Annotated in this window: 22 protein-coding genes and 1 pseudogene; 11 read left to right on the top strand and 12 right to left on the bottom strand. The window is 32.9% G+C overall.

All coding sequences use genetic code 11. The features are described 5' to 3' along the window. Positions 1-94: 94 nt before the first annotated feature. The gene (gene mtaB, locus C8P70_RS02365; protein WP_133711754.1) at positions 95-1,414 is read left to right on the top strand and encodes a tRNA (N(6)-L-threonylcarbamoyladenosine(37)-C(2))-methylthiotransferase MtaB; all 1,320 of its coding nucleotides are present in this window, start codon (positions 95-97) and stop codon (positions 1,412-1,414) included. 77 nt (positions 1,415-1,491) lie between these two features. Here mtaB and C8P70_RS02370 read toward each other — a convergent pair whose 3' ends face one another. After that, complete coding sequence (locus C8P70_RS02370; protein ID WP_133711755.1) at positions 1,492-1,773, bottom strand: GNAT family N-acetyltransferase; 282 nt, start codon at positions 1,771-1,773, stop codon at positions 1,492-1,494. 195 nt (positions 1,774-1,968) lie between these two features. Here C8P70_RS02370 and C8P70_RS02375 point away from each other — a divergent pair, with 195 nt between their 5' ends. The 5 genes from C8P70_RS02375 (at position 1,969) to C8P70_RS02395 (ending at position 5,212) form a co-directional block, all read left to right on the top strand. Continuing rightward, positions 1,969-2,625, top strand: a complete 657-nt coding sequence (locus tag C8P70_RS02375) for an alpha/beta hydrolase (protein ID WP_133711756.1) — start codon at positions 1,969-1,971, stop codon at positions 2,623-2,625. A gap of 3 nt (positions 2,626-2,628) precedes the next feature. Beyond that, complete coding sequence (locus C8P70_RS02380; protein ID WP_133711757.1) at positions 2,629-3,531, top strand: lytic transglycosylase domain-containing protein; 903 nt, start codon at positions 2,629-2,631, stop codon at positions 3,529-3,531. Positions 3,532-3,559: 28 nt separating this feature from the next. Beyond that, the gene (locus C8P70_RS02385) at positions 3,560-3,763 is read left to right on the top strand and encodes a DUF6965 family protein (protein ID WP_133711758.1); all 204 of its coding nucleotides are present in this window, start codon (positions 3,560-3,562) and stop codon (positions 3,761-3,763) included. A gap of 113 nt (positions 3,764-3,876) precedes the next feature. Then, positions 3,877-4,398 carry a DUF6452 family protein gene (locus C8P70_RS02390; protein ID WP_133711759.1) on the top strand — a complete coding sequence of 174 codons (522 nt, stop codon included), beginning with the start codon at positions 3,877-3,879 and terminating at the stop codon, positions 4,396-4,398. Next, positions 4,364-5,212, top strand: a complete 849-nt coding sequence (locus C8P70_RS02395) for a DUF6048 family protein (protein WP_133711760.1) — start codon at positions 4,364-4,366, stop codon at positions 5,210-5,212. The genes C8P70_RS02390 and C8P70_RS02395 overlap by 35 nt, the downstream gene beginning before the upstream one ends. A 70-nt stretch (positions 5,213-5,282) precedes the next feature. Here the strand turns inward: C8P70_RS02395 and fabG are convergent, their stop codons facing one another. After that, positions 5,283-6,029, bottom strand: coding sequence for a 3-oxoacyl-[acyl-carrier-protein] reductase (gene fabG / locus C8P70_RS02400; RefSeq protein WP_133711761.1), 747 nt, complete (start codon positions 6,027-6,029; stop codon positions 5,283-5,285). 282 nt (positions 6,030-6,311) lie between these two features. Between fabG and C8P70_RS02405 the strand changes: the two genes are divergently transcribed. After that, a complete protein-coding gene (locus C8P70_RS02405) occupies positions 6,312-6,809 on the top strand; it encodes a hypothetical protein (protein WP_133711762.1) in 498 nt (165 codons plus the stop codon). 79 nt (positions 6,810-6,888) lie between these two features. Here the strand turns inward: C8P70_RS02405 and C8P70_RS02410 are convergent, their stop codons facing one another. The 5 genes from C8P70_RS02410 to menA all read right to left on the bottom strand — a co-directional run bounded on the left by C8P70_RS02410 (position 6,889) and on the right by menA (position 11,305). Next, positions 6,889-7,989 carry a GNAT family N-acetyltransferase gene (locus tag C8P70_RS02410; protein WP_133711763.1) on the bottom strand — a complete coding sequence of 367 codons (1,101 nt, stop codon included), beginning with the start codon at positions 7,987-7,989 and terminating at the stop codon, positions 6,889-6,891. Between the two features lie 26 nt (positions 7,990-8,015). Beyond that, the gene (locus tag C8P70_RS02415; protein ID WP_133711764.1) at positions 8,016-8,543 is read right to left on the bottom strand and encodes a GNAT family N-acetyltransferase; all 528 of its coding nucleotides are present in this window, start codon (positions 8,541-8,543) and stop codon (positions 8,016-8,018) included. Between the two features lie 108 nt (positions 8,544-8,651). Continuing rightward, on the bottom strand, positions 8,652-9,689 hold the full coding sequence (locus C8P70_RS02420; RefSeq protein WP_133711845.1) for an o-succinylbenzoate synthase: 1,038 nt from the start codon (positions 9,687-9,689) through the stop codon (positions 8,652-8,654). 4 nt (positions 9,690-9,693) lie between these two features. Next, positions 9,694-10,380, bottom strand: coding sequence for a metal-dependent hydrolase (locus C8P70_RS02425; protein ID WP_133711765.1), 687 nt, complete (start codon positions 10,378-10,380; stop codon positions 9,694-9,696). A gap of 13 nt (positions 10,381-10,393) precedes the next feature. After that, positions 10,394-11,305, bottom strand: a complete 912-nt coding sequence (gene menA / locus C8P70_RS02430; protein ID WP_133711766.1) for a 1,4-dihydroxy-2-naphthoate octaprenyltransferase — start codon at positions 11,303-11,305, stop codon at positions 10,394-10,396. Positions 11,306-11,625: 320 nt separating this feature from the next. Here menA and aroC point away from each other — a divergent pair, with 320 nt between their 5' ends. After that, on the top strand, positions 11,626-12,696 hold the full coding sequence (gene aroC / locus C8P70_RS02435; RefSeq protein ID WP_133711767.1) for a chorismate synthase: 1,071 nt from the start codon (positions 11,626-11,628) through the stop codon (positions 12,694-12,696). Positions 12,697-12,739: 43 nt separating this feature from the next. Here aroC and C8P70_RS02440 read toward each other — a convergent pair whose 3' ends face one another. The 4 genes and pseudogenes from C8P70_RS02440 to hutI form a co-directional block, all read right to left on the bottom strand. Beyond that, positions 12,740-14,089: a sensor histidine kinase gene (locus C8P70_RS02440; RefSeq protein ID WP_133711768.1), complete on the bottom strand. Its 1,350-nt coding sequence runs from the start codon at positions 14,087-14,089 to the stop codon at positions 12,740-12,742. A gap of 3 nt (positions 14,090-14,092) precedes the next feature. Continuing rightward, positions 14,093-14,768, bottom strand: a pseudogene (locus C8P70_RS02445) (response regulator transcription factor). 2 nt (positions 14,769-14,770) lie between these two features. After that, the gene (locus C8P70_RS02450) at positions 14,771-15,811 is read right to left on the bottom strand and encodes a formimidoylglutamase (RefSeq protein ID WP_133711769.1); all 1,041 of its coding nucleotides are present in this window, start codon (positions 15,809-15,811) and stop codon (positions 14,771-14,773) included. A gap of 28 nt (positions 15,812-15,839) precedes the next feature. After that, positions 15,840-17,078: an imidazolonepropionase gene (gene hutI / locus C8P70_RS02455; RefSeq protein WP_133711770.1), complete on the bottom strand. Its 1,239-nt coding sequence runs from the start codon at positions 17,076-17,078 to the stop codon at positions 15,840-15,842. Positions 17,079-17,159: 81 nt separating this feature from the next. Between hutI and corA the strand changes: the two genes are divergently transcribed. Continuing rightward, positions 17,160-18,239, top strand: a complete 1,080-nt coding sequence (corA, locus tag C8P70_RS02460) for a magnesium/cobalt transporter CorA (RefSeq protein ID WP_133711771.1) — start codon at positions 17,160-17,162, stop codon at positions 18,237-18,239. 129 nt (positions 18,240-18,368) lie between these two features. Here corA and C8P70_RS02465 read toward each other — a convergent pair whose 3' ends face one another. Then, positions 18,369-23,732: a choice-of-anchor J domain-containing protein gene (locus C8P70_RS02465; RefSeq protein WP_133711772.1), complete on the bottom strand. Its 5,364-nt coding sequence runs from the start codon at positions 23,730-23,732 to the stop codon at positions 18,369-18,371. Between the two features lie 442 nt (positions 23,733-24,174). Here C8P70_RS02465 and fabV point away from each other — a divergent pair, with 442 nt between their 5' ends. Then, a complete protein-coding gene (fabV, locus tag C8P70_RS02470) occupies positions 24,175-25,377 on the top strand; it encodes an enoyl-ACP reductase FabV (RefSeq protein WP_133711773.1) in 1,203 nt (400 codons plus the stop codon). 141 nt (positions 25,378-25,518) lie between these two features. Next, on the top strand, positions 25,519-26,391 hold the full coding sequence (gene rfbA / locus C8P70_RS02475) for a glucose-1-phosphate thymidylyltransferase RfbA (protein ID WP_133711774.1): 873 nt from the start codon (positions 25,519-25,521) through the stop codon (positions 26,389-26,391). The last annotated feature ends 6 nt before the right edge of the window (positions 26,392-26,397 follow it).

Below are 26,397 nucleotides of genomic sequence, written 5' to 3' on the forward strand. Positions count from 1 at the left end.
CAAACCGATTTTTGTGTGTAAATTTGCAGTCCTTATTTTTATAAACAGAACCTCATAGCGTTCAAAGTTACTACTATAAAAGTAGTTAATTATTATGGAAAACAGAAAAAAAGTAGCCTTTTATACCTTGGGTTGCAAGTTAAATTTTGCAGAAACCTCAACCATTGCGCGTAGTTTTGCAAACGAAGGCTTTGATCGGGTAGATTTTGAGGAAACAGCAGATATCTATGTTATAAATACTTGCTCAGTAACAGATAATGCTGATAAACAATTTAAGCAAATTGTAAAAAAAGCACAAAAGAAAAATAGCAAAGCATTTGTTGCTGCAGTAGGTTGTTATGCTCAATTAAAGCCAGAAGAGTTAGCAGCAGTTGACGGTGTGGATTTAGTTTTAGGTGCAACCGAAAAGTTTAAACTTACCGACTACATCAATGACTTAACCAAAAACGAAATGGGTCAAATCCATTCTTGTGAAATTGAAGAAGCAGATTTTTATGTAGGCAGCTACTCTATTGGAGATCGTACACGAGCTTTTTTAAAAGTACAAGACGGCTGTGATTACAAATGTACTTATTGTACAATTCCCCTAGCACGGGGAATTTCTCGTAGTGACACTATGGAAAACGTACTAAAAAATGCTTCGGAGATTGCAACACAAAATATTAAAGAAATTGTTTTAACCGGAGTGAATATCGGCGATTACGGTAAAGGTGAATTTGGCAATAAAAAACACGAACACACTTTTTTAGAATTAGTGCAGGAGCTAGATAAAGTACAAGGAATTGAACGATTGCGCATTTCCTCTATTGAGCCTAACTTATTAAAAAATGAAACCATTGACTTTGTAGCGCAAAGCCAAACATTCGTTCCTCATTTTCATATCCCACTGCAATCGGGAAGCAATGCAATCCTCAAAAAAATGAAACGCCGTTATTTGCGTGAATTATATGTTGAAAGAGTAAACAAAATAAAAGAAGTAATGCCCGATTGCTGCATTGGCGTAGATGTGATAGTAGGATTTCCAGGAGAAACAGATGAAAAATTTTTGGAAACCTATAATTTCTTAAGTGAATTAGACATCTCTTATCTGCACGTTTTCACCTATTCAGAAAGAGATAATACCGAAGCAGTTACAATGGAAGGAATTGTTCCTATGGAGGTAAGAAATAAAAGAAGTAAAATGCTGCGCGGATTATCAGTCAAAAAGCGCAGGGCTTTTTACGAATCTCAGCTTGGAAAAGAAAAAACCATATTGTTTGAAGGTGAAAACAAAGAAGGATACATTCACGGCTTTACCGAAAATTACGTCAAAGTAAAAGCTCCTTGGAATCCAGAACTTGTAAACACCTTGCACCCTGTCAAACTTACTAAAATAGACGATGACGGGATAGTTCGTTTTGATTTTATAAAATAGAAAAAAATCCTGTGTGTTTCACAGGATTTTATACTTTTTGTCTGTTTGTGTATTGTTAAAACGCAATTTAAAATTTATTAAATTCTTATTCCGGGAGGTAAAAGCTCTTTGTACACCGGGTTTTTTCTGAAAAAAGAAACAATTTTCGGGTGGGTTGGCACTACTCTCAATTTTTTTTCTCCCACCACTTCTAAAATTGCCTTTAAAAAATCAGCTCCTTGATTTTGAACTGCATTTTCGAGTCCTTTTAATTTTGTTAAAAAAATCTTTCTCTCCTGAAGAGAATACTCAACACTAAGCAAACCATCGTCAGTTTGATATTCAAACTGTCTCAGTAACTCATTATTCTTAATTTTCATTATATAATTGTTTTTTAGTTTCCTTCTAACTAAGATTTTCTTTTTAGCAATAACACAATAGTTTTAAAAGACATTTTTATTTAAGATAAATTTAATCCTCAACCATTATTCTATAGTCAGTTTTTATATATATATTTAGCGAAGTTCGGGATTTTTTTTGAAACAGACCTCATCCATAACGTTAATTTATTTAATATGAACAAAATACCCGTGTATTTTATGCCCGGAATGTGCTCTACCTCTTCTATTTTTGAAAGAATTGTATTAGACCATAATTTGTTTGAATTGCATTATCTGGAATGGTTGCCTGTTGACAGTAATGAAAGTATGGAACAATACGCTCAAAAGCTCTCTCTTTTGATTACGCAACCTAATCCTATTTTGATTGGTGTATCCTTCGGCGGAATTATCGCACAAGAACTATCTCAGATAATCACTGTACAGAAAACAATTATTATCTCCAGTATTCGCTCTGCTCAAGAGTTGTGTCCTCTCTTTAAGTTTCTAAAGAAAACAAAACTTTACAAATTGCTCCCCACAGGGCAAATAAACAATATTTTTAAACTGTATCTGAAATTTAGTTCTCCTAAAAGAGCAAAAAGGTTAGCTTTGTACGATAAATATCTATCGCTGAGAAATAAAAAGTATATTAATTGGTGTGTTAGAGAAATTTTAAATTGGAAAAGAAATCAGCCCTTACAAGGCGTAATTCACATACAAGGAAGTAAGGATATTGTTTTTCCATTAAAATTTTCAACACCTGATATTGTAATTAAAGGCGGAACACACGCTATGATTCTTGTTAGATACAAGTGGTTTAATAAACATTTACAAGATTTAATTTTAAAATAGTTTATGAAAAGAAATTTAAAAACAATATTATCAATAGGAGGAATTATCCTTATTGCTTCAACTTTGATTTTTTCTGTATCAACCAATGACAACCAAACAGAAAAAACGATTGAAATGAAAGATCACTTTTTTCCTCTGCCTTCAAATGTAAACTTTGCAGGCGAAAAAACTCCGGTACACATTTTAGATGTCAAAGAAAGACTGGACAGAGAATTAATCGTGAATACAAATCTGCACTCTTCAACAATCTTAGTGATTAAAAGAGCTGAACGTTATTTTCCGCTTATTGAACCAATCTTAAAAAAGAACGGTATTCCTGATGACTTCAAATATCTTTGCGTCATTGAAAGCTCGTTATCTAACGCTGTTTCTTCCGCTGGTGCAAGCGGATTCTGGCAATTTATGAAAGGTACAGCAAAAGATTATAATCTTACAGTAAATGATTACATTGATGAACGTTATGATTTAGAAAAAGCAACCGAAAAAGCGTGTGAATATTTTAAAAACGCTTACGATAGGTTTAATAATTGGACATTAGTAGCTGCTGCATTCAACAGAGGAACAGCTGGTATGACACGTGCCATAGACTCTCAATACGTAAATAATTATTATGATTTATTTTTAAATCAGGAAACTTCCAGATATGTCTTCCGAATATTAGCCCTAAAAGAAATCATGAATAACGCTAATAAATACGGCTTCAACATTCCGGTTTACGAAAAATATAATCCTGTAAAAACAAAAAAAATAAGGGTTGATTATGACATTGAGGATCTTGCTTTATTTGCCAAAGAACAAGGAATCAACTACAAATTATTAAAATTATACAACCCCTGGTTGATTAATACCAAATTAAAAACAGAAAACAAAGTTTATTATATTGAAATCCCTATGGAAGGAATATAATCTTTGTTATGAAGTAATGCTGTAAGATATGGACAAGGAGAATTATATTAAAAAGGCTTTTGAGGCTATCCGTGCTAAAAATTTATCCGAACCTTTTCAATTAGCACCGGGAAGTACGATTACTGATCTAGAAAAATATCTTGAAAGCTTAAAGGCTGCTTATCTATCCGCAAAAGATCCGCGTCTAGAAAATTTATTTTTTCAAAAAATTGAAAAATTAAAAAATATATAGCAGAAAGAAATTAGCTGGATTCAAATACTAAATGTCTTATAAATAATAACAAATCAACTTCAATTTATTTAGTACTTTTGACTTTTTGACAAAAGCCAAAAGAAAATCACATTATGAAAAAGATATTATTTACCTATATATTAATGATTGCGACTGTTGTCGTAATGCTAACAGCTTGTGAAAAAGATGATATCTGTGGAGCTACAGAATCTACTACTCCTAAATATTTAATCGAATTTTATGATTATGAAGATCAGGATATTGCTAAAAACGGTATAGTTGAAGCTTATGTAGCAGGCAGAGAAGATGAAATTATCCAAAGTACAAGTAATCAGCTTTCCCTTCCTCTAAAACTTGATCAACAAGAAACTACATGGATTTTATTAATCAAAACTACTCAAGATCAAGAAACTATAGAGCTAAGAGACACATTAACTTTAAAATATAGGGTTAATACTTTTTACTTAAACAAAGCGTGTGGCTACATCTCTACCTTTTCTTTACTGCAAGACGGCACATCGCCCCTTTTAAATGGAAAATCAAATACGACTACAGGTAACTGGATTAAACAATACGTAACCGAAACCAACGAAATAGAAAATGAAGAAGAAGCTCATTTCAAAATATATTATTAGTTTTTGTTTTATTTTAATTGTGCTCTATGGACGAGCACAAGAAAATAACCCAAATACTACTCAGCAACAAAATTCAAAGGAAATAAAAATTTACCCTCAACGGTATGGGCTTCGTTTGGGTATTGATTTATTTAGGATTACACGTTCTGTATACGATAAAACCTATAATGGTTTTGAAATAACAGGAGATTACAGGTTCTCAAATAACTTATATTTTGCTGCAGAACTGGGGCATGACCGAATTAATAAAAATGAAGATATTTACGACTTTACTACAAATGGAAATTATTTAAAATTAGGCGTTGATATTAATTTGCATCAAAACTGGATGGATAGGGAAGACCTTATTTATGTGGGATTTAGATATGGTTTTTCTTCGTTTTCTCAAAATCTAAATTGGTATAAACCATACACAACCGATCCTTATTTCGAAACAAGCAAGGTATATGTTGATAAAAAATACAGCGGTTTATCTGCTCATTGGCTAGAATTTGTTGTTGGTTTAAAAACACGCGTTTTTAATAATGTATTTGTAGGTTTCAGTATGAGGCTAAACGGATTAATTACTCAAAAACAGCCTGATGATTTTGAGAATTTATTTATTCCTGGATTTAACAAAAAACACAGTGGTAGTATTGGAGTGGGATTTAATTATTCTGTATCTTATTTAATACCACTATATAAATCAAAGAAAAATCATTTTATTATTCCTGATAAATCAGTACATAAAACTGATCTAGAGGATAATTTATCAGAATCAGAAGAATTGAAAATAATAAATGAAAACAAACAAAGTATAGAAGAAGAACAATAGTTCACACAATACAAAAATGCCATAGTTTTTATGCTATGGCATTTTTAATGATTAAGTATTGTTTTTATTTTTAAGTCAACATTCCTCCATCAACATTCAAAACTTGACCTGTTATATAGCCAGACATATCACTAGCTAAAAATACACAAGCATTTGCAACGTCTTCAGGTGTTCCACCTCTTTTTAAAGGAATAGCTTCTCTCCATCCTTTTACCACATCTTCTGCTAATTTAGCTGTCATTTCTGTTTCAATAAATCCCGGAGCAATTACATTGCAACGGATATTTCTGGATCCTAATTCTAAAGCAACAGACTTGGAAAATCCAACGACACCGGCTTTAGAAGCAGCATAATTAGCTTGTCCGGCATTTCCTTTAATACCAACAACAGAACTCATATTGATAATAGATCCTTTTCTATTCTTCAACATTGTTCGTTGTACAGCTTTAGTCATATTAAACACAGACTTTAAATTAATTTCAATAACTTGGTCAAAATCAGCTTCTGACATACGCATTAATAAATTATCTTTAGTAATTCCCGCATTATTGACTAAAACATCAATAGTATTAAAATCTTTTAAAATTTCATCTACTAATTGTTCAGCGGCATTAAAGTCTGCCGCATTGGATTGATACCCTTTTACTTTTATGCCTTTTGCTTTCAGTTCCTGTATCAACTCTTCCGCAGCCTGAACTGAAGAACTGTATGTAAAGGCTACATGAGCTCCCTGATCTGCAAAAGCCATTGCTACTCCTCTGCCAATTCCTCTTGTGGCACCGGTAATTATTGCTACTTTTCCTTCTAATAATTTCATCTCAAAATTCAATTTTATTTTTCGAACCAAAAGCAAATATAAACAATTTGAATTTATTTGTTTTTTTAATTTATCAATAGTATATTTTTTAAAAGCCGGTTTTGCAACGCCATTACTATTCTGGTCTTAAAATAAATCGTTTGTAATTAAACAAAAAAGTTAATAATCTATTTTTCAGATATAAACGTTTTTTAGGAAAGTTGAGATTAAAAACCAAATCAAAATTAGCCTTTTATATTAAATATATTATAGTAATTTTGCTATAAACAAATAAAATTAGAGATGAAAAAATTATTGCTTTCAGCCGGAATATTATTCGGTATTGTTGTCACAGGTCAGGCACAAACAGGAGGGCCCAAAAATGCGCTTGGATTGAGATTCGGAGGAAATCACGGTTTGGGAACCGAAATTTCTTATCAAAGAAATTTAAAGCAAAACAATCGCTTAGAATTAAATCTTGGATGGAGAAATAACAAACACGTGGATGCTTTAAAAGTAACCGGACTTTATGAATGGGTTTGGAATATAGAAGGTAATTTTAACTGGTTTGCCGGAGCCGGAGCTGCTATCGGAACTTGGAATTACAGAGAAACTCACCATGGCGAAAGATATTCTGATAGTGGAACTTATGGATTACTAACCGGAAATATAGGTATTGAATATACATTTGATATTCCATTGCAGATTTCTTTGGATTTGCGTCCTGAACTTTACCTCAATGACAGCTATAGGGACGGGCTTTATGCTGATTTAGGATTGGCTATCCGTTACAAATTCTAAATAAAAAACTTACCATACTGAAAGCGATTTAATAATATAGAAAGGCTATTGGCGGCACCCCAGTAGTCTTTTGTTTATTTTAAACCAATTCTAATTTGTATTGAACCATTTCTCTCATTCTGTTTTTTATCGCTGTAGGTTCCAAGATAAATTCAAAATCTTTTTTAAAACCAACTTTTTCAGCAATTACGTGACTTGCAGAATTGTCTTTTTCTACGCTATAAACAGCACATTTCACCTTGCATTCATCTTTGGCTATTTTTAGTAAAGTATGCACTATTTCTACTCCTAATCCTTTCCCTTGAGCTTCACTTTTTAACCACAAACCTAATTCAGCTGATTCTTCATTGATATCATGTATTCCGCAGCTTCCTAAAAACTCATTTGTTTTTTTATCTTTTATAGCTAAAACAATTGCAGCGCCCCGAGCATATTCTGTTTCTGAACTCTGAACATATAGTTTTATAAACAACGGATTGGGAATCAAATCAAAGCTGAGATATCTGGTTACGTCTCGTGTTAGATTTTTCATCAAATCAGTCTGATGTTCCTCTGTAATTGGAGTAAAAATTAATCGGAATGATTGCCAGCTTCTGTTTTTTCCAAATATTTTTCTCTTTTGAGGCTTTACCATCTTAACAATAGTCAATATTTCAAAGATAATACCCTGCTCTATACCATCTTTTACTGCTACTTTTTCAAATATGGGCTTATAAGTGTTTAATACATCTACACAATAATGCCAGATATATTTTTGCAAGTTCTCGTCTTCTTCAATTTCTACTGTATTATTCTTATTTAAAAAAGTCGGTTCTTTCCATAAAATGTCAATAGTATTAAATAAACAATCCTGTTGATTATAATATAGACTCCACCTGCCTGCCAAGGCTTGAGAAACTTTTAATAAGATACGCAGTATTAAATCCTGATTAGCTGATTTTACAATCAATAGCCTGCATAAAAAGATTAGAATTATAGGAGTTATTACAATTATTTTTTGATCTTTCTCAATACAGCCTGCCAGTGTCAGAAGAGCCATCCTGCCTATAATGGTTCCATCTTCTTCTATAATTTTTAATAATGAAGGAATATCATCTGCTTTGCCATTCCAATGTGTCAAATCTTGCCAAGGGACATCCCCTATAGTCAATTCACGATAAAAAACATTCTCATTAGTCATGTTGTTAGCTGGCAAAATATTCTTATTTAGTTAGTCGATTTTACATATTGCAACATATCTAAAACTTTTTCTTCACTTACTTTCCTTAGAAAGCTTTTGTAATATACAAATCCTAATTTTTCCGCAATCTTAATACTTCCTTTATTATTTTTGTCTACATTATATATCAGACAATCAATAGAAAGGCTTTCATTAGCATAGTCTTCCAAAGCTTGAATTAATTCAGTTCCCAATCCTTTTCCTGAGGCACTTACTTTTAACCAAATACCCAAAGAGGCAGATTCTGATGTAATTTCATGAATACCGCAGCATCCCACAAAAGAATTGGTTTCTCTATCAAGAACTACAAATGTTATATCCTCTCCTTTTTTTAACTGATTTAAACTATAACTTACAAATCCATAAGTATCTTCAATTTTTCCGGTAGGTACAAAAGGTAAGAATTTAGCTACTTCCGGAGTAAGTTCTCTAAAGATATCTTGTACATATTGATCACTCACTATTTCAAAATGCAAACGTTGCGACGTAAATTGTATATCTCTTTGAAATTTCATTATTTTTTAAGGTATTAATATAATAGTAATAAAACATTTTATATAGAGACAAACACTACACAAAAAATATTTTACTATATTACTTCTATAATTTTTTCTTAATTAAATTTATAAAACCGTATAATCCCAACTCAAATCAGGATTATACCACAATGCTCCATTTTTAACGATAAGAGGAGAACTAAAATTATTGGTATATAAGGCTCCTGTTCCCAACCCTTGGGGCAAGGTAGTTTTCAATGTATAAGTCCACTGCGCAATTGCATTTAGCCCAATATTACTTTCTAACGCAGAGGTAATCCACCAACCTATTTTTAATTCATTTGCCAACTCAATCCACTCCAAACTGCCTTTAATACCTCCCACCAAACTTGGTTTTAAAATGATATATTGTGGTTTTATCTTATCTAATAATTTTCGTTTTTCTTCCAAATCGACAACTCCAATCAACTCTTCGTCCAAGGCAATTGGCAAAGGAGTTCTTTTACACAGTTCTGACATACTGTCATACTGTCTTTGCTTTATAGGTTGCTCTATACTATGTACATTAAATTCAGATATTTCAAGCAATCTATCTAAAGCACAACTATAATCAAATCCTCCATTTGCATCTAATCTTAATTCAATTTTTTCAGGTGGATAAAACTGCCTGATATAACGCAGTAATTCTAGTTCTTTTTCAAAATCTATTGCTCCGATTTTAAGTTTTACACATGAAAAACCTTGTTTAAGTTTTTCATCTATCTGTTCTTTCATAAAACTCTCCTCTCCCATCCAGATAAGTCCATTTATAGTAATTGATTTGTCCCCTTGTGTGAACTCCGAAGGAAACAACACAAACGGGTTACTGTTCTCCAAAGACAAAAAAGCTTGTTCCACTCCAAACTGAATAGATGGATAATCACGGAGTAATTCCCACAACCATTCCTTTCCTAAATGAATGTTATCAACCACCCATTTCAGTTTTTCTTCATAATCCGGACGATCGTCAAAACTGAGAGAGCGTAATATACCGCATTCTCCTATTCCACATTTACCGTCCTTTTCAACTTTAAGTAACCATGTTTCTTTTTCAGTCAAAATACCTCTCGATGTCCCGGACGGTCTTTTAAAATGAAGAATATACCTTTTAAAACTTGCTTTCAACATATTATAACGTCAGACTTTCTCCGATTTCCAGCAACATGAGATCTTTTCCTTTTTCAAAGAATTTTTTCTTAGCCTCTTCATGATCAATTTCAATATATCCAAATGTATCAAAATGATACCCCAAAACCTTGTCACATTCCACAAAATCAGAAGCAATTACAGCTTCATCTACATCCATTGTAAAATTGCTTCCTACCGGTAAAATTGCCAAATCCAGCTTCGTAAACAAAGGAATCAGCTTCATATCCATCGTAAGTGAAGTATCACCTGCTATGTAAATATTCTTGTTTTTACTTTCAATCACAAAACCTCCGGGCTGACCACCATAACCTCCATCAGGAAAAGAACTTGAGTGTATAGCTGGCGTATATTTTAATTTTCCAAAATCAAACATCCAGCTTCCACCATGATTCATCGGGTGTACCTGATAACCTTTAGATTCAAAATAACCGGCAATTTCAGCATTTGAAACAATCAGTGTTTCCGGATTATTTTTTACAATTAAATCGACGTCTAAGATATGGTCACCATGCGCATGAGTAATCAAGATATAATCAGCTTTAATACTATTTACATCAATCGCTTTTGCCTGAGGTAACGGATTACCGGTTATAAATGGATCTACAACAATATTAATATCTTCAATCTGAATACCCAAACAGGCATGTCCGTAATATACAATTTCCATAATTTGTCCTATTTTAGATTAATAATGCCAATGAAAATAAGATTGATAGCAAAAATGTAGAAAGAGCTACAACTTTCATTTGCGAATCTAATTCTCTTGGTTCGTGATTATTTTTAACAAAAATCAAATGTTTTACTAGGGGAATATAAGCTAATATAAAAAAATACTGCGATATTTTAAAATCAGCGTGTAATGCATATACAATTAACGAAAGTAATGCCACAGTAATAATAAAATAGTGATATTGCTTCGCTCCCTGTTTTCCCAGTTTAACTGCTAAAGTATTTTTATCCACTTTTTTATCCGCATCTAAATCCCTCATATTATTTATATTTAAAACAGCAATACTTAAATTTCCGATAGCCACAGCCGGTAAAAGCACCCATAGACTGATTACTTGACCATACAGGTAAAAACACCCCAAAACACTTACCATGCCAAAAAAGATAAAAACAAACAAATCTCCCAGCCCCCTGTAGCCGTAAGCATTTTTTCCGACCGTATATTTTATTGCAGCAACAACGCAAGCAATTCCCAAAAGCAGATAAACCAACGAAGTTGTAAATTTATCTTTTCCAAACGAAATATAAATAAGTAAACACGCACTCAACAATGCTAATACAGCAGTAACAATTACTCCTTTTTTCATTTCTGTTCCTGACAAAACTCCACTTTGTACGGCACGCTGAGGCCCTATTCTGTCTGCATTATCCGTGCCTTTTACTCCATCTCCATAATCATTGGCAAAATTTGACAATATCTGTAATAAAAGTGTTGTTAGTAAAGACAACAAAAATATAGTAACGAACAGAGAATTCTCCGAAAAAAAAGGATAAGCACAAGCAGAACCAACCAATATTCCTGAAACAGACAACGGAAGTGTCCTTAGTCGAGCAGCGCTTATCCAAGCTTTTATTTTCAACATTTCACAGGGTTTTCTATCCTCCAAAAATAATCAGAAAAAACGAATAAACCTTGAAATTACTTCCATCTATTTAACTAAAATATTGCAGGATAAAACAATTGTTTTATCGTTTAAAAAACACTTATAACTTTTTATTATAACACATAAAAATAAAATTTAAATATATTTAAATCAACAATTTAAAATAATCATATTAAACCTTTAGATTAAAAATAAGATATCTAATTTCAACAATGTTTTAAAATTATTATATTTTAAAACTAACTTACTTTTATAATTAAATTGTATTTTTGTTTTAGATATATATCTATATAAAGTATATGGCTGGGAATACATTTGGTAAGAGATTTAGAGTCACTACTTTTGGTGAGTCTCATGGTGAAGCAATAGGGGGAATTATCGATGGCTGTCCTGCTGGAGTGCCTTTAGACTTTGAAGCTATTCAAAATGAGATGAATCGGAGAAAGCCAGGACAATCCACTATAGTCACTCAACGCAAAGAAAATGATATTGTTCAGTTTTTATCTGGTATTTTTGAAGGAAAAACCACAGGGACACCAATTGGATTTCTGATACAGAATAATAATTCTAAATCTTCAGATTACGAGCATATTAAAGATATCTATCGCCCAAGTCACGCTGATTTTGTATATCAGAAAAAATACGGAATAAGAGATTATAGAGGCGGCGGTCGCAGTTCGGCAAGAGAAACAGCGTGTAGAGTTGTTGCCGGAACAATAGCAAAACAGATTCTTAAAACTATAAAAGTTACAGCTTATGTAGCTTCTGTGGGAGACATAAAACTTACGAAAAAATACAGTGAATTAGATTTTTCTAATATTGAAAAGAATGTTGTGCGCTGTCCTGATCTAAAGGTTGCCCAACAAATGGAAGACTGTATCAAAGCCGTAAAAAAAGCAGGAGATACGATAGGAGGAATAATAACCTGTGTGGTACAAAATATACCTGTAGGGTTAGGAGAACCTGTTTTTGATCGTTTAGATGCTGAATTAGCAAAAGCAATGTTGAGTATTAACGCTGTTAAAGGCGTAGAATTTGGTAGTGGATTTGAAGGAACAAAAATGAAGGGTAGTCAGAACAACGATGTTATTTTACCTGACGGAACTACTAAAACTAACAATTCAGGTGGAATAGTAGGTGGAATTAGTAATGGAATGGATATTTATTTTAATATTGCCTTTAAACCTGTGGCAACTTTAATGAGAGATCAGGATTCAATTGATTTAAACGGAAATATAGTAACTGTAAAAGGAAAAGGAAGGCATGATGCCTGTGTTTTACCCAGAGCTGTACCCATTGTAGAAGCGATGACTGCGATTACTTTATTAGATCTTTATTTAGAACAGTTTGGAGAAACTGACATAAGGTGATTTAATCAATAGACTACCTACTTGTTAACTATTTATATTACTATTAAAAAAGCAAAGTGATTTTTGTTCCCTCTTTTACTTTAGATTGAATATTGTATTCAATTCCATTTTGCTCAAAAATAAGAATGGCTAAAGACAATCCTATTCCGCTACCGGAAATAGATCCTACATTTTTACCTCTATAAAACATGGTATTAATATGTTTTAAATCTTCATTTTCAATTCCTTTGCCATAATCTTTAATAGTGATTTCAATTTTATTATGTTTATTTTTTAATTTAATATCAATTGGCTTTTGTTCCGAATATTTTACTGCATTTTCAATAATATTGTATAAAGCCACATGAATCAAGGTTTGATTAGCTTTGTAAATTAATATATTAAAATCATCTACCTCTATCTGTATATTAATTTGAGTTTTATATTCCTCTGCTTTTTCGAGAAGGGCATCGTGAATATCCCAAATTAATTCATCAATACGTATATTCTCTTTTTGTTGCTCTGCTGAATGCTTTAAACCCGACAGAAGTAATAAATTACTCAGAATATTTTCTATTTTGTAGACGTTTTTTAGTGCTTGTTGCGTAACTTCTTTATATTCTTTCGGATTGCGTTCTTTTTGAGCAAAAACTTCCAAACTTCCCGCAATAGCGGCAAGCGGAGTTTTAAATTCGTGTGAAGCGTAATTGATAAAGTTTTTCTGAATTAAAAAACTTTCAGACAATCTAAAAAAAAGCTTATTATAAGTTTTTATAAGTTCTTCAAGTTCATCATTAGTATCAGGTACTTCAATTCCGTGTTCTAAATTATTGTAGTTAATTTTATTAACTTGTTTTACAATATCTTTAATGGGTTTATAGGCTACATTGGAAATATACCGACTGAGAAAAAAAATAGAGATTAATCCAATTATATAGACTGTAATAAGAATAAAAATCAAGCTTCTAATTTGAGTAATAAATTCTTCGTTTGAGGTTTTTACAAAGACAACAAAATTCCCTTGATTATCAGGATAATAGATTCCGTAATAGGCATATTTATCATTTTTAAATTGAAAATATCCGTTTTGTCTGACCAACTCAAGAATCTTAGGCGTAATTCTTAAATCTTCCAACCTTCCGTATTCCACTTCATTACTACTATTATAAACTGCAACAAAACTACTTTGAATAGTGCTTCTAAATTGTTCTTTAATAGCAGAGTGCTCGCTTTGCGGCAATTCGTCCTGTTCCAAATAATAAATAGCAGATAATAAGGATGTATTTTTTAATTCATTAAATACAATATTTAGCGATCGGTTATAAAAAGCAAATAAAATAATGAGTGAGGCTGCTAAAAAAACAATGCCAAATGTAATGGTACTATAGAATGTTAATCTGTTGCGTAAATTCATATTTTATTCTTGAAACATATACCCTGTTCCTTTTATGGTGTGAATAAACTTACCGTTAGATTCATCAATCTTATTTCTTAAATATGACATATATACGTCTACTATATTCGTATTTGTGTCGTATTCAATACCCCAAACATATTTGAGAATTTGAGTTCTTGAAACAACTTTATTTTTGTTTTCTAATAAATATAAAAGCAGTTTGTATTCTCTGGGAGACAAGTCTATAATTTTATTATTTTGCGTAACAAGATGCTTTTCCGGGTTTAATTGTAAATCTCTGCAAATATAAAAGTATTCTTTTTTTTTCGTAATTAAATTTGGTTCGTCTGGTGAGTGCATTAATGCGCGCCAATAGTTCATTGAAGTGAAAAGGTTTTGTCAAATAATCGTCTGCTCCGCTGTCTAATGCAGAAGTTTTGTCTCCTATATCGCTCAAAGCACTTAACACTAAAATAGGAGTGTAAATTTTTTTGAACCGAATCAGTTTTGTAAGCTGTATACCATCAATATCAGGAAGCATAATATCCATTAAAATTAAATCCCAATCAATAGTTTGGATGTATTCTTGAACCTGCTGTCCGTTGGTTGCCAATTGCACATGCATTCCGTTTTCCTCCAGTCCTTTTACAATAAAGTCACTGATGCGGCTATCATCTTCCACTAATAAAATATTCACAATTATGTTTTTTCTGAATTTGATTTAACAAAATCGGTTACTAAATATGTTATTAACTTGCCCACTAAATGGTTATTGGTTTCAAAATCTAAAGCAGGTGCTCCTTCACAAATATGTAAATAGCTCGCATTTTTTGATTTTCCGAAAAAATGCAGAAACTGTCTTAGTTTTTCTACAGTAAATCCGGTTGGCGTGATAGCGCTACTGGCTATATTTGGCAAAGCATCCAAATCAATTTCTATGCCATAAAAATTATTATCGACATGTTTTTTGGCAGTAAACAACTCTGTTTCAAATGATTTCTCTTTGCAAACTCTTATTTGTTCATACGTATTGTATTTTATTCTTTCGGTATGAACTTTAATATCGCCAAAGACAGATTTTGAAGTATAATTTTCATGTAGTCCAAAAATAAAATAATTTTTCAAAAAACCTTCTTCATATGCATATGAAAAGCCGTTACCGCTATGCCGTCCTTCTAACGGTCTGAAATCAGTATGGGCATCAAAATTAATTACGTTAATTGCTTTTCCTTTTGCCAGTGCTACCCCTTTTATATTGCCATACGAATTATTGTGTCCTCCTCCTATAACAATAGGGATTTTCCCTGCTGCAGTAATTTGGGAAATGGTATGAGAAACTTCTTTGTCGATAGCAGCAACTAATTCAAATAATTTTTTGCGATCTTCCTTTACCTTAATATCTAGTTTTTGAGCTTGTTTCATCTCATCCTGAAAGTTCAAGTGTCCGATTAAAGTAAACCAATTTCCTTTGCAAAATCGATTGTGCTGAATGTTTAAAAAACTGTTTAAAAAAGAACTCCACGCTGTTGATGCACCCGTTCGCCCCCAGTTTGCTTTAATACCGACATCTTCGGGAATACCTAAAACAGCATATTTTGGCTCTGCATCTTTTAGTTCTTCTGTCCACGATTCAGTTTCTAAAAGATGTATTCTTTCACCTAGCTTAATCTCTCCGTTTCTGTATTTGGTGTATGCAATTAAATCGGATTTACTGAATAAGGTTAGTTTTTTACTGTTCATCTCTTTTAGTTTTATATTCAGAATTAGTTTACTGAAGTTCGCCGTTCAAAATAACTTTGTCAATCAAATTACTGCCAAAAGCGTAAGGAAGCTCATAAAAAGAATTGAGAGGTTTGGTTATAATCAAACTTGCTTTTTTACCTTTGGTAATACTTCCGTAATCTGTACCAACTTCCATGGCATATGCTCCATTAATTGTAGCAGCATTGATTGCTTCTTCTGGCGTCATTCTCATTTTAATACAAGCTGTTGCTACTACAAAATTCATATTTCCTGAAGGCGTTGTACCCGGATTGGAATCAGAGGCGATAGCAAGCGGCAACCCGGCATCAAGAAGTTTCCGGGCAGGTGTATAAGGTATAGAAATAAAAAATGAACACGTGGGTAATGCTACCGGCATCGTCTTGCTCCCTTTCAAGGCTTCTATATCTTCTTCCGTTACAACTTCGAGGTGATCAACAGAAAGTGCTCCATTTTCCACACATGATTTTATTCCGCCAATAGCGGTAAACTGATTAACGTGTATTTTGGGTGTTAAGCCATATTTTTGCCCGGCTTGCATAATTTTTTCTGTTTCTGCAACTGAAAAATATCCTGTTTCCAGAAAAGCATCAATATAATTTGCCAGGTTCTCTTGTGCAATAGCCGGAATCATTTCATTTATCAGTAAATCAATATACCCTTGATGATTATCTTTATATTTTGTTGGAAAAGCATGAGCCCCCAAAAAAGTAGCCTTAATTGCTACCGGATAATTTTCTTTTAGTCTTTTTATAACGCGAAGCATTTTTAATTCAGATTCTAATGTCAATCCATATCCGGATTTTATTTCGACCGCTCCGGTTCCTTGCTTTATGATTTCTTCTAATCTTTTACTGGATTGTTGATACAGGTCATCTTCTGAAGTTTCTTGCAGTTTTTTGGCAGAATTAAGTATTCCGCCGCCTCTTTCAAAAATTTCTTCATAGCTCAGTCCGTTTATCCTGTCTACAAATTCCAATTCTCTGTTTCCGGCATATACCAAATGGGTATGACTGTCCACCCAAGTCGGTAAAACAGTCTGTCCGGTTGCATCAATAACTTTATCAATTGCTGTTTCAGAAGGACAATCCATCATGGAGCCATAATCTTTTATATTATCGTTTTCAATAAGCAGATAAGCATTTTGTATCACTGGAAGGTTTTTCATTTCGCTGCCTTCAAGTTTATCTATATGAATATCTCGTACCTGAAGTAATTCTTTAATATTTTTAATCAGTGTTTTCATGAATTGTGCTGTGTGTTTATTTTTTAAGTAAAAATAGATTGTAATTTTAAAAACTCCTATCTTTATTCAAAATTAATAATTGTGAGGAGAGCAAAGTATAAAAAAATAAAGAAACTTCAACCCAATTATTTAGAATATTCCGGAAATTATCCGGATGTTCCTATTTCGATGCAGTTGTTTATCTATAATGAAGATGTTTTTCATGAATATAACAATTTGAGTTTGTCCGAAATGATCAATGTTATCAACCAAGCTGAACCTGATACTGTAAAATGGTTTAATTTGCACGGGCTGCACGATATTGAACTATTAAGAGAAATAGGAAGCTTTTTTGCTATAGAATCTTACATTATGGCTGAAATTTTAAATTTTGGCAGACGAACCAGAATGGAAGAGCTGGAAGATATAATGTTTTTTAGCGTAAAAGCCATTCTTCCTTTCAGAGAAGAAGAATCTATTGTTGACGTAGAACAAATAAGCTTTATCCTAAAAGAAGACGTTTTGTTGTCCTTCCAAGAAAAAAAAGGTGACTTTTTTAATCTTATCAGAGAGCGTATTCGCACCAAAACCGGACAAACCAGAAAAAGAGACACCAGCTATTTATTATACGGGTTGTTAGATTCATTAATGGATAGTTTTTTAACTACATTAGACTGGTTTGAAGATAATGTGGAAATGGTTTTGATAGAAGCTAAAAGCAGATATAAAAAAGAAACATTAATCCGGATAGAAGAATATACTCAAGAGCTTCAGGATATTAAAAGAGCCATAATTCCTTTAAGAGAGGTACTCTATAATTTAAGAGATAAAAAAAGCATTACCAGTAGTGTAATTAGCAAAAATAGTATTTCCTTTTTTGAGCGCTTACAGTATAAATCGATAGAGATGCTGGATCAGATAGAATATAATTTAAACAAATTAGATAGTGCCACCAACTATTTTTTTGCTTCACAAAGCAATAGAATGAACGAGATCATGAAAGTACTGACAATTGTATCTGTTATTTTTATTCCGCTCACTTTTATCGTTGGTATATACGGAATGAACTTTGATAATATGCCAGAGTTACATTCTCCAAATGGATATTACTGGACACTAGCTGCTATGTTACTAATCGTTTTATTTATGATTATCTATTTTAAATGGAAAAAGTGGTTTTAAGAGATAGGCGGTCATCTTATTTCTACCTTGACTACTTTTTAACGGTAATTTTTCTAAAAAATCCCCGGCAAGCAAAATTACAATATAGCTTGTCCGGGGATAACCAAATTTAACCAAAAAACTAATAAGTTACTTATTTATTTGTACCCATCCGGTTCGGGTTTTACCATGGGCGATAATTACATAATAATACGTTCCGTCCGGAAGTTGTTTGCCGTTTTTACTCTGTCCGTGCCACTGGGTGGTATATCCAGCTCCATGCGAATAAACTTCTGTACCCCATCGATTATAAATTTTTATATTTTCCACGCCGTGAGGTGTCAAATCAAAAACATCATTTAAACCATCGTTATTGGGAGAGATTCCCCTTGGTATAGGGCAATCTTCATAATTAATGGTGAAGCTGCTTTCATCCGTACATAAATAGTCTTCTGAACTCGCATAGACATACACTGTTTGTTTTTCGAGAATCTGCCTGCCTGGATATAGTTCCTCGCCATTTCCTCCCGGTTCTGTAAAATATTGATTGTACTCAGAAAGTGGTTTTAGCTCGTAGTACTCACAGCTTAGTGTTTTATCTTCAAATACATCTGCCACTACAGGTGCTGTTATTTTTACTTTATAAGCTATTTCCTCGTAACAACCTTCCTCATTGTTTACCTGCAACAGATAAATTGTGTGTTCTCCCGGTTCAGCTAAAACATCTCCGGCTTTATACGTTTTACCCGCTCCGCCCGGTTCTGTATAATAATGCTGATTGTTTGCCGGGACAGGGAAGATGTATTCCGCACAAACTCTCACGTTTTCCAATTGATCCGGAACAGCACCTTCTTCGGGCTGAATGTGTAATTCAAACACTTCGTGACAGCCGGTTACCGTATTTTCTACGCGGATACACAGTGTTTGTGTTTGGGGATCTTTGCCCAATGCATAATTTTCTACGTTGAGTATTGCATTTTTGGCTGCTTCAGCATCTGCAGCGGTTTTGTAATAACCCGTCATGTAAATACTTCTGTCTACAGCTGCAAACATAGTACTTTCTACAGTGGTTAAATCAACAACTGTTTCCTGTAAAGAATGTTGACAAACCACAATCGTTTCCGCCTGATGCACCGTTTCGGAAATAACCGGATAAACCTCTACGATAATGGAATCTGACGACTCGCATTCCAGATCCGGAAATTTAACTTTAATTGTATATTCTCCGGTTTCACTGACTTCTAAATCCGGATCATTAGCGCCGGGAATTAAAACACTATCTTTGTACCACTCTATTTCCATATAAAGCTCATCGGAGGCAACCACTCCTGAGTGGAGAACTGTCGACTCACCCTCACAGAGAGCTGTATTGGTTGCAATTAGTAAATCGTTACCTAAACTAATTTCTTCTCTCCATCCTAATTGTAAACTTTTTGCATTAATAAAAACGGCACTACCAGAACCATTTGTACATTCGTCCTTACAGAAATCTGCAATAATCAATATCATTTTATATTCTCTTCCTGATATTACAGGTATAGACTCTGTAGTCATTGGTATTGTCATTCCTATATAATTAACAGGTGCTTCGAAAGGATCATTATTTGTATCATAATGTTTCCAAAAATATTCTGGATTTTCACTATCACAATGTCCATAACTATATATTTTCTTCATATCTCTTATGGTTGCAACTGAAATCGGAACATTTGTATCTGGAATTAATGCAATATTCTTTTTTTCTTTAGTTTTTAAATCTGTTAGTTGAGCAGCAAAGAAACTATTTGTAGTCTTACAAAGCATTGGATTTACATAGCTATCTGATGCAAACAAATACTCTAGCCTTATAGAATCTTTTAAAGAGGTAAAATCAAACTCTAACATTGCAATTTCTGCATCACGTCCATTTAGAAATCTTTCTCCTCCAGTCTTTCTCATAACCTCATCAATTATTTCTTTTAGATCATCATCTCCTGACCATAAAGGTATCTGTTGTTTATAGGATTTCGCATCGTATGGTCCCGGAACACCCTCCAAAGAATGTGATGCCAATACAAGTCCTTCTTTAAAAGGGAAATCGACACCTAAAGGCGTATTAAAATATCCAAGGGTATTCATCCTATTGTTTCCATCTCCTGCCTGATACCTAACATTTTTAACCAAATCACAATCAGAATCTACTAACACCTCTTTTACCAATTCTTCTACCGTATATTCTTCTCCACTTTCACTAACTTCTATAGCTGGAGATGTTAAACATAGATTAAAATTAACATTAATATCCCTCGTAGCTACACTAATTCGAATATAATATGTATTTCCAATTTGTAAATTACTGAATGTTCTAGAAAAAGCCCCCCTATTCGTCATAAATTCAAAACATTCTAAAGCACCTCCATCAAGTGGAGAACAATTATAATCATATAGAGCGCCATAAACAACAGAGCCTCCAAGCGTGCCAAAAAGAGGATCCATACCAGTAATTTCAAATATTTTTAAGATATGTGTTGGGGCTAAAGCTGTAAACTTAAACCAGATCTCTTTCTCACCCCAAAGATCATTACAACTTGGTGGAGGAAGTAAAGATTTTGCTCCTATAAATACTCCTTTTGCGGTTTCATCACAATTTGTTCCCTGATTAACCAACAACTCTAAGGCCGAACTGCAATCTATATTGGTTACATCCATATGTATATCTAACGGAGAGGACCAGCTACTAAATGTATTATCAGCACACTTAGCCCTAATATATACACTATATGATTCTCCTGAATTAAGACCCGTTATAGTCGTTTTTGGCGTACCTGTTATACTAGCGGTAAAAATTGGTATTGCTGTTTCTTTTTCACCATGCTCTACCACAGTCACTTCCCATTCTGTTTCATCACTATATTGCTCCCACTCAATATCTACAGACGTAGAGTTTTGCTGTATTATCTCTACATAATAGGGTTCTGGACAAGTAATTACCTTTTCTAAACTAACATCATCAATATAAATAAAACTCAAGCCCGACGATATAATGTGCCAAGCAATATTAACTTCACTTTTAACAGCATCTAAAAACAGTACTTCCTCTTTCCATACATTTTCCGAATATATTTTAGAAGGTTTCAAAATATCTGAAAAATCAGTTGGTTTTATTCCTTTTGAAGACAACAAAACCTCAAAAGAATTATTTACCGGCAAACCGAAATCACTACCTGTTGTTACATAACGATATTTTAGTATATACCTCCCCCCTTCCAGTTGAATTGTTGGAGAAATTAACCAATCATCATTTAATACCAAACCCGTAAAATCAAAACTACCAAAACTCATAGAACTATCCCCTTCATAATTCGGTCCAACTCCGCCTTGCCATGTGTTTGCATCTAAGTTCTCATCAACAACAGTCCAACAATTCATTGTAATAGAGTCAGAATTAAACCCTTCCCAAAAAGGAATGGTGTATATATCACATGTTGTTGTAAACTGATAAGGTCCTTGCCAGATACTATATTCTCCGTTACCACAATCGGTACGTACATAAAACTCGTAATCTGTATTTGACTCCAGCATTTTCCCCGAAGAATCTTTAGCCACTGTATTCGCCTTATTTTTGGTAACAATTCCTGAGCCTGGAGAGGTTCCTTCTCCAGCTTTTTGTATATAATATTCCCAACTGGTTGCACCAAAATCATCTGTCCAAGAAACAGCTATTTCATTAGCTTCAATATTATTTATCTCTATTTGCAAGGGTTCTGGACATCCAACAATCTCTTCTATCGATACATTATCAATACCTAGAGCCATAGGTCCTTCACCAAAAATGTGCCAGGCTATATTAACTTCTCCATATATATTCTCAATAAGACAAACCTCTTCTTGAGTTTTTTCGTTGCTATATGTCTTTAAAGGCACTATCACTTTGTCAAAGTCTATTCTATCTTTTCCGGAATTAGATAATAATACCTCAAATTTGGTTTCATATATGCTTTTTGTTCTATATTGATACTTTAATCGATACATTTTATTAGCTTCAAAACGAATTGTTGGCGAGATTAACCAATCATCAATTTCTCCATCTTTCTCAAATATTGCTGAGTAACTATCTATGCCAATAAATGCATCACTAGCAAATCTCCATCTATCATCCTCCGGATATCTTGTAAAGTGCATAGGTATATCATGAACACTCCCTGTTGAATCAATTTGCGTCCAACATTGAGGTCTAACAAACCCTGCAGTATGAACCCATGCTTTAAAATCCTCGAAATAGGGTACATCAAAAATGCCACAGGTAGTTCCGAAATTAAAAGGACCTATCCACGAACTATATTCTCCTGTTTTGCATATAGAACGCACATAAAATTCATATTCGTTTGTATGTTTTAAAATGTCCCCTTTATAATCTGTAGTAATAAAGTTTTCTTTAAAGTTTGTTTTAATACCTACACCAGTCGGAACGCCCTTATTGATTGATTGAACCCAATATTCCCATTCTGTATTAAGTTGATCTTCCCATAATATTGTAGCTTTATTCTCTGAAACATCCTTTATTCCTAATCCCCATGGCATTGGACAGCCAGAGATTTCTTCAATTAAAAAATCATCAAAATAAAACAGAGTTCTTCCCTGCTGCTTTAAGTTCCAAACAAAGTTAATCACCCCGTCTATTCCTTGTATTACAACTGATCTTTCAATCCATCCATTTTTTTCAATATTAGATTCATCAGGAATCTCTATCTGTTTAATTTCAGAAATATTTTCTAAATCTTGGACACTGCTATACCCTCCCTCCAAAATTGAAATATCGTATTTTATTCCATCAACAACTTCATAAGTTTTATAACTCATTTTATATACTTTATTCCCTTCAAGTAAAATAGAAGGGGACACTAACCATTCATCATGTACATTAGACCGTTCTCCATAATCTCTATACACTAAACTACTATTCCCTTCATAAATTTCCCACGCCACCGTTCCATATACAAAAGGATCTTCTGTTGTATGATGATTGTCCAAAGTAAACCTTTTCCAGCATTCTCTTGTTGTAGAGCTTGTATTAAACCCTTCTTGGTAGGGCACTACAAATATATCACATGGTGTCTTGAAAGAGAAAGGTCCTATCCATTCGCTATTGTAACTGTTTCCACATACAGCTCTTACATAAAATTCATATTCTGTATCTGCCTGTAAAGCAGTCGGAACAACCCCATTGGTATTTGTAATCGTTACTCCTTTTGTGTTTGACAAATTGCCACTTCCCGCAGGAAAAGTACCTCCCATAACCCACTTCTCTTCTATGAAATATTCCCATAAATTATTTTTATTATCTTCCCAACTAATATCTACACTATTAGTTGACAAATTTAAAATTTGTATATTATATGGGGATATACAAGTTTCTGTATTCACATTTACATTGTTAAATGTAATAACAGATAATTTTTCATTATTCCAATTTGAAAAAGCTAACGTTATTCCTAACAGAATAAAAATAAAAATAACATAAATAATTTTCTTCATAATATTATAATTCTAATTAGTAACTAAATATTTTCATAAATCATATTTACCAAAACAACATATAAAACAACATATAAAACAACATATAAAACAACATTAAACCTAATTTTAACAGTAAACTAATAGTAAACAATTTGAAAATTTAACAATTAGTAATTGTTTAAAAATCAACATGTTAAACAAATCCCAATAATTTGATAGATTTTAAATCCAAAATAAGCTACAACATAATGTCTGATAAACTAATTGCCATTACTTTTTAGCATCATCTTTTTATCTATAGTTTTTATTTTTTATTAAAACCTTATTTCCCCACAAAAGTTATAGAGCCAGTATTTAAAAGAATAAATTATATTATATTTTAAACTCAATCTTGTACCTAATAATAAAATTTAGTAATTTCGGATTTTAAAAAATTAACTGAGCAGAAATATAATTTAGAATGATTATACAACCCAGAACAAGAGGATTCATTTGTCTTACTTCTCATCCGGAAGGATGTGCAGAAAACGTGCAACAACAAATTGACTATATAAAGTCCAAAGGAATAATAAAAAATGGTCCAAAAAACGTTTTAATTATAGGAGCTTCTACCGGATTTGGATTAGCTTCTCGTATCGCGACAGCTTTTGGATCTAATGCAGCAACAATTGGTGTATTTTTTGAAAAGCCAGCTACAGAAGGACGTCCAGGTACCGCAGGTTGGTATAATTCTGCTGCTTTTGAAAAAGAAGCGCATTTAGCTGGTTTATATGCTAAGAGTATAAATGGAGATGCTTTTTCTGACGAAATTAAAAAACAAACAATAGAGCTAATTAAAAAAGATTTAGGTCAAATTGATTTAGTAATTTACAGTCTGGCATCTCCAAGGCGTACACACCCTAAAACTGGAGTTGCTTACTCCTCTGTATTAAAACCCATTGGAGAGCCTTTTACTAATAAAACAGTTGACTTTCATACTGGAGTTGTTTCAGATATAACTATTGACCCTATAAAATCTCAAGACGATATAGACAATACAATAGCTGTTATGGGAGGCGAAGATTGGAAATTTTGGATAGAGGATTTAAAACAAGCAGGAGTGCTGGCAAATGGAGTTAAAACAGTTGCTTATTCATATATTGGTCCTGAACTAACGTATCCGATTTATCGAAATGGAACAATAGGTATGGCTAAAAATGATTTAGAAAATACTGTTCCAATAATCAATGATATATTAAAGAATTTAGATGGAATTTCTTATATATCTGTAAATAAAGCTTTAGTAACTCAATCCAGTTCTGCTATACCAGTAGTTCCTTTATATATTTCACTATTATATAAAGTGATGAAACAAAAAGGAATTCATGAGGGGTGCATTGAACAAATGCAAAGGTTGTTTCAAGATCGTATTTATTCAGATAATGTTTTATTGGACAATAAAGGCAGAATTCGCGTGGACGATTGGGAAATGAGAGATGATGTTCAGGCTGAAGTTGCAGAATTATGGAATAATGTTACATCTGAAAATATAATGGATATTTCTGATTTAGAAGGATATAGAAAAGATTTCTTTAACTTATTTGGATTTGAATTCGATAACATTGATTATGATAAAGATACTAACGAATTAATAGAAATTGAGAGTATAAAAGAAACTAAATAATATAAAAATAGAAAGAGGTGAAATTCACCTCTTTCTATTTTTATACAGATTTATCCTTTTAATTTTTTTTAAAACTTCTTTCTTACTATTATAATCTTGTAATTTTACAAACTTAAATTACATTCAACCAAAACACAAAAAATGAAAGGTATTATTTTGGCCGGAGGTTCAGGAACTCGATTGCATCCGCTTACACTGGCAATTTCGAAACAATTGTTGCCTGTATATGACAAACCTATGGTTTATTATCCTCTCTCCACTTTAATGCTCGCTGATATAAGGGAAATTCTGCTTATCTCTACCCCAAGAGATTTACCTCTTTTTAAAAGTCTGCTGGGCGACGGTAGTTCTTTTGGCATACAGCTTTCTTATGCAGAACAATTTGCACCAGAAGGCATCGCTCAGGCCTTAATTATTGCACAGGACTTTATAGGAGAAAGCGATGTGTGTTTAATTTTAGGAGATAATATTTTTTACGGAAATGGACTACAAGCTAAACTCCTCCAATCCAAAGAAATTGTTGAAAAAGAAAATCAAGCTGTCGTTTTTGGATATAGTACTAAAGACCCTCAACGGTATGGTGTCGTAAGTTTTGACAAATCCGGCAAAGCAGTAAGCATTGTAGAAAAACCCGCCATTCCTCAATCCAATTATGCTGTTGTAGGTTTATATTTTTATCCTAACAATGTTATTCAGCATACTAAAACACTGACTCCTTCGGATAGAGGCGAGCTAGAAATAACCGATTTAAACAATATTTACCTCAAGCAATCCCAGTTATCTGTGACTACCTTAGGAAGAGGTTTTGCATGGTTAGACACCGGAACGCACGAGTCCTTGGTTGAAGCCACAGAATTTGTTAAAACCGTAGAAAAAAGGACGGGACTAAAAATAGGGTGTTTAGAAGAAATTGCTTTATTTCAAAACTGGGTTTCAAAAAAACAGATTTCGGACAATATAGCTGATATGAAAGGAGAATATTACGATTACATCAGACAGATTACTTTGAAATAAAACCTG

This window comes from Myroides indicus (genome assembly GCF_004364575.1).
Lineage (GTDB): Bacteria > Bacteroidota > Bacteroidia > Flavobacteriales > Flavobacteriaceae > Flavobacterium > Flavobacterium indicum_A.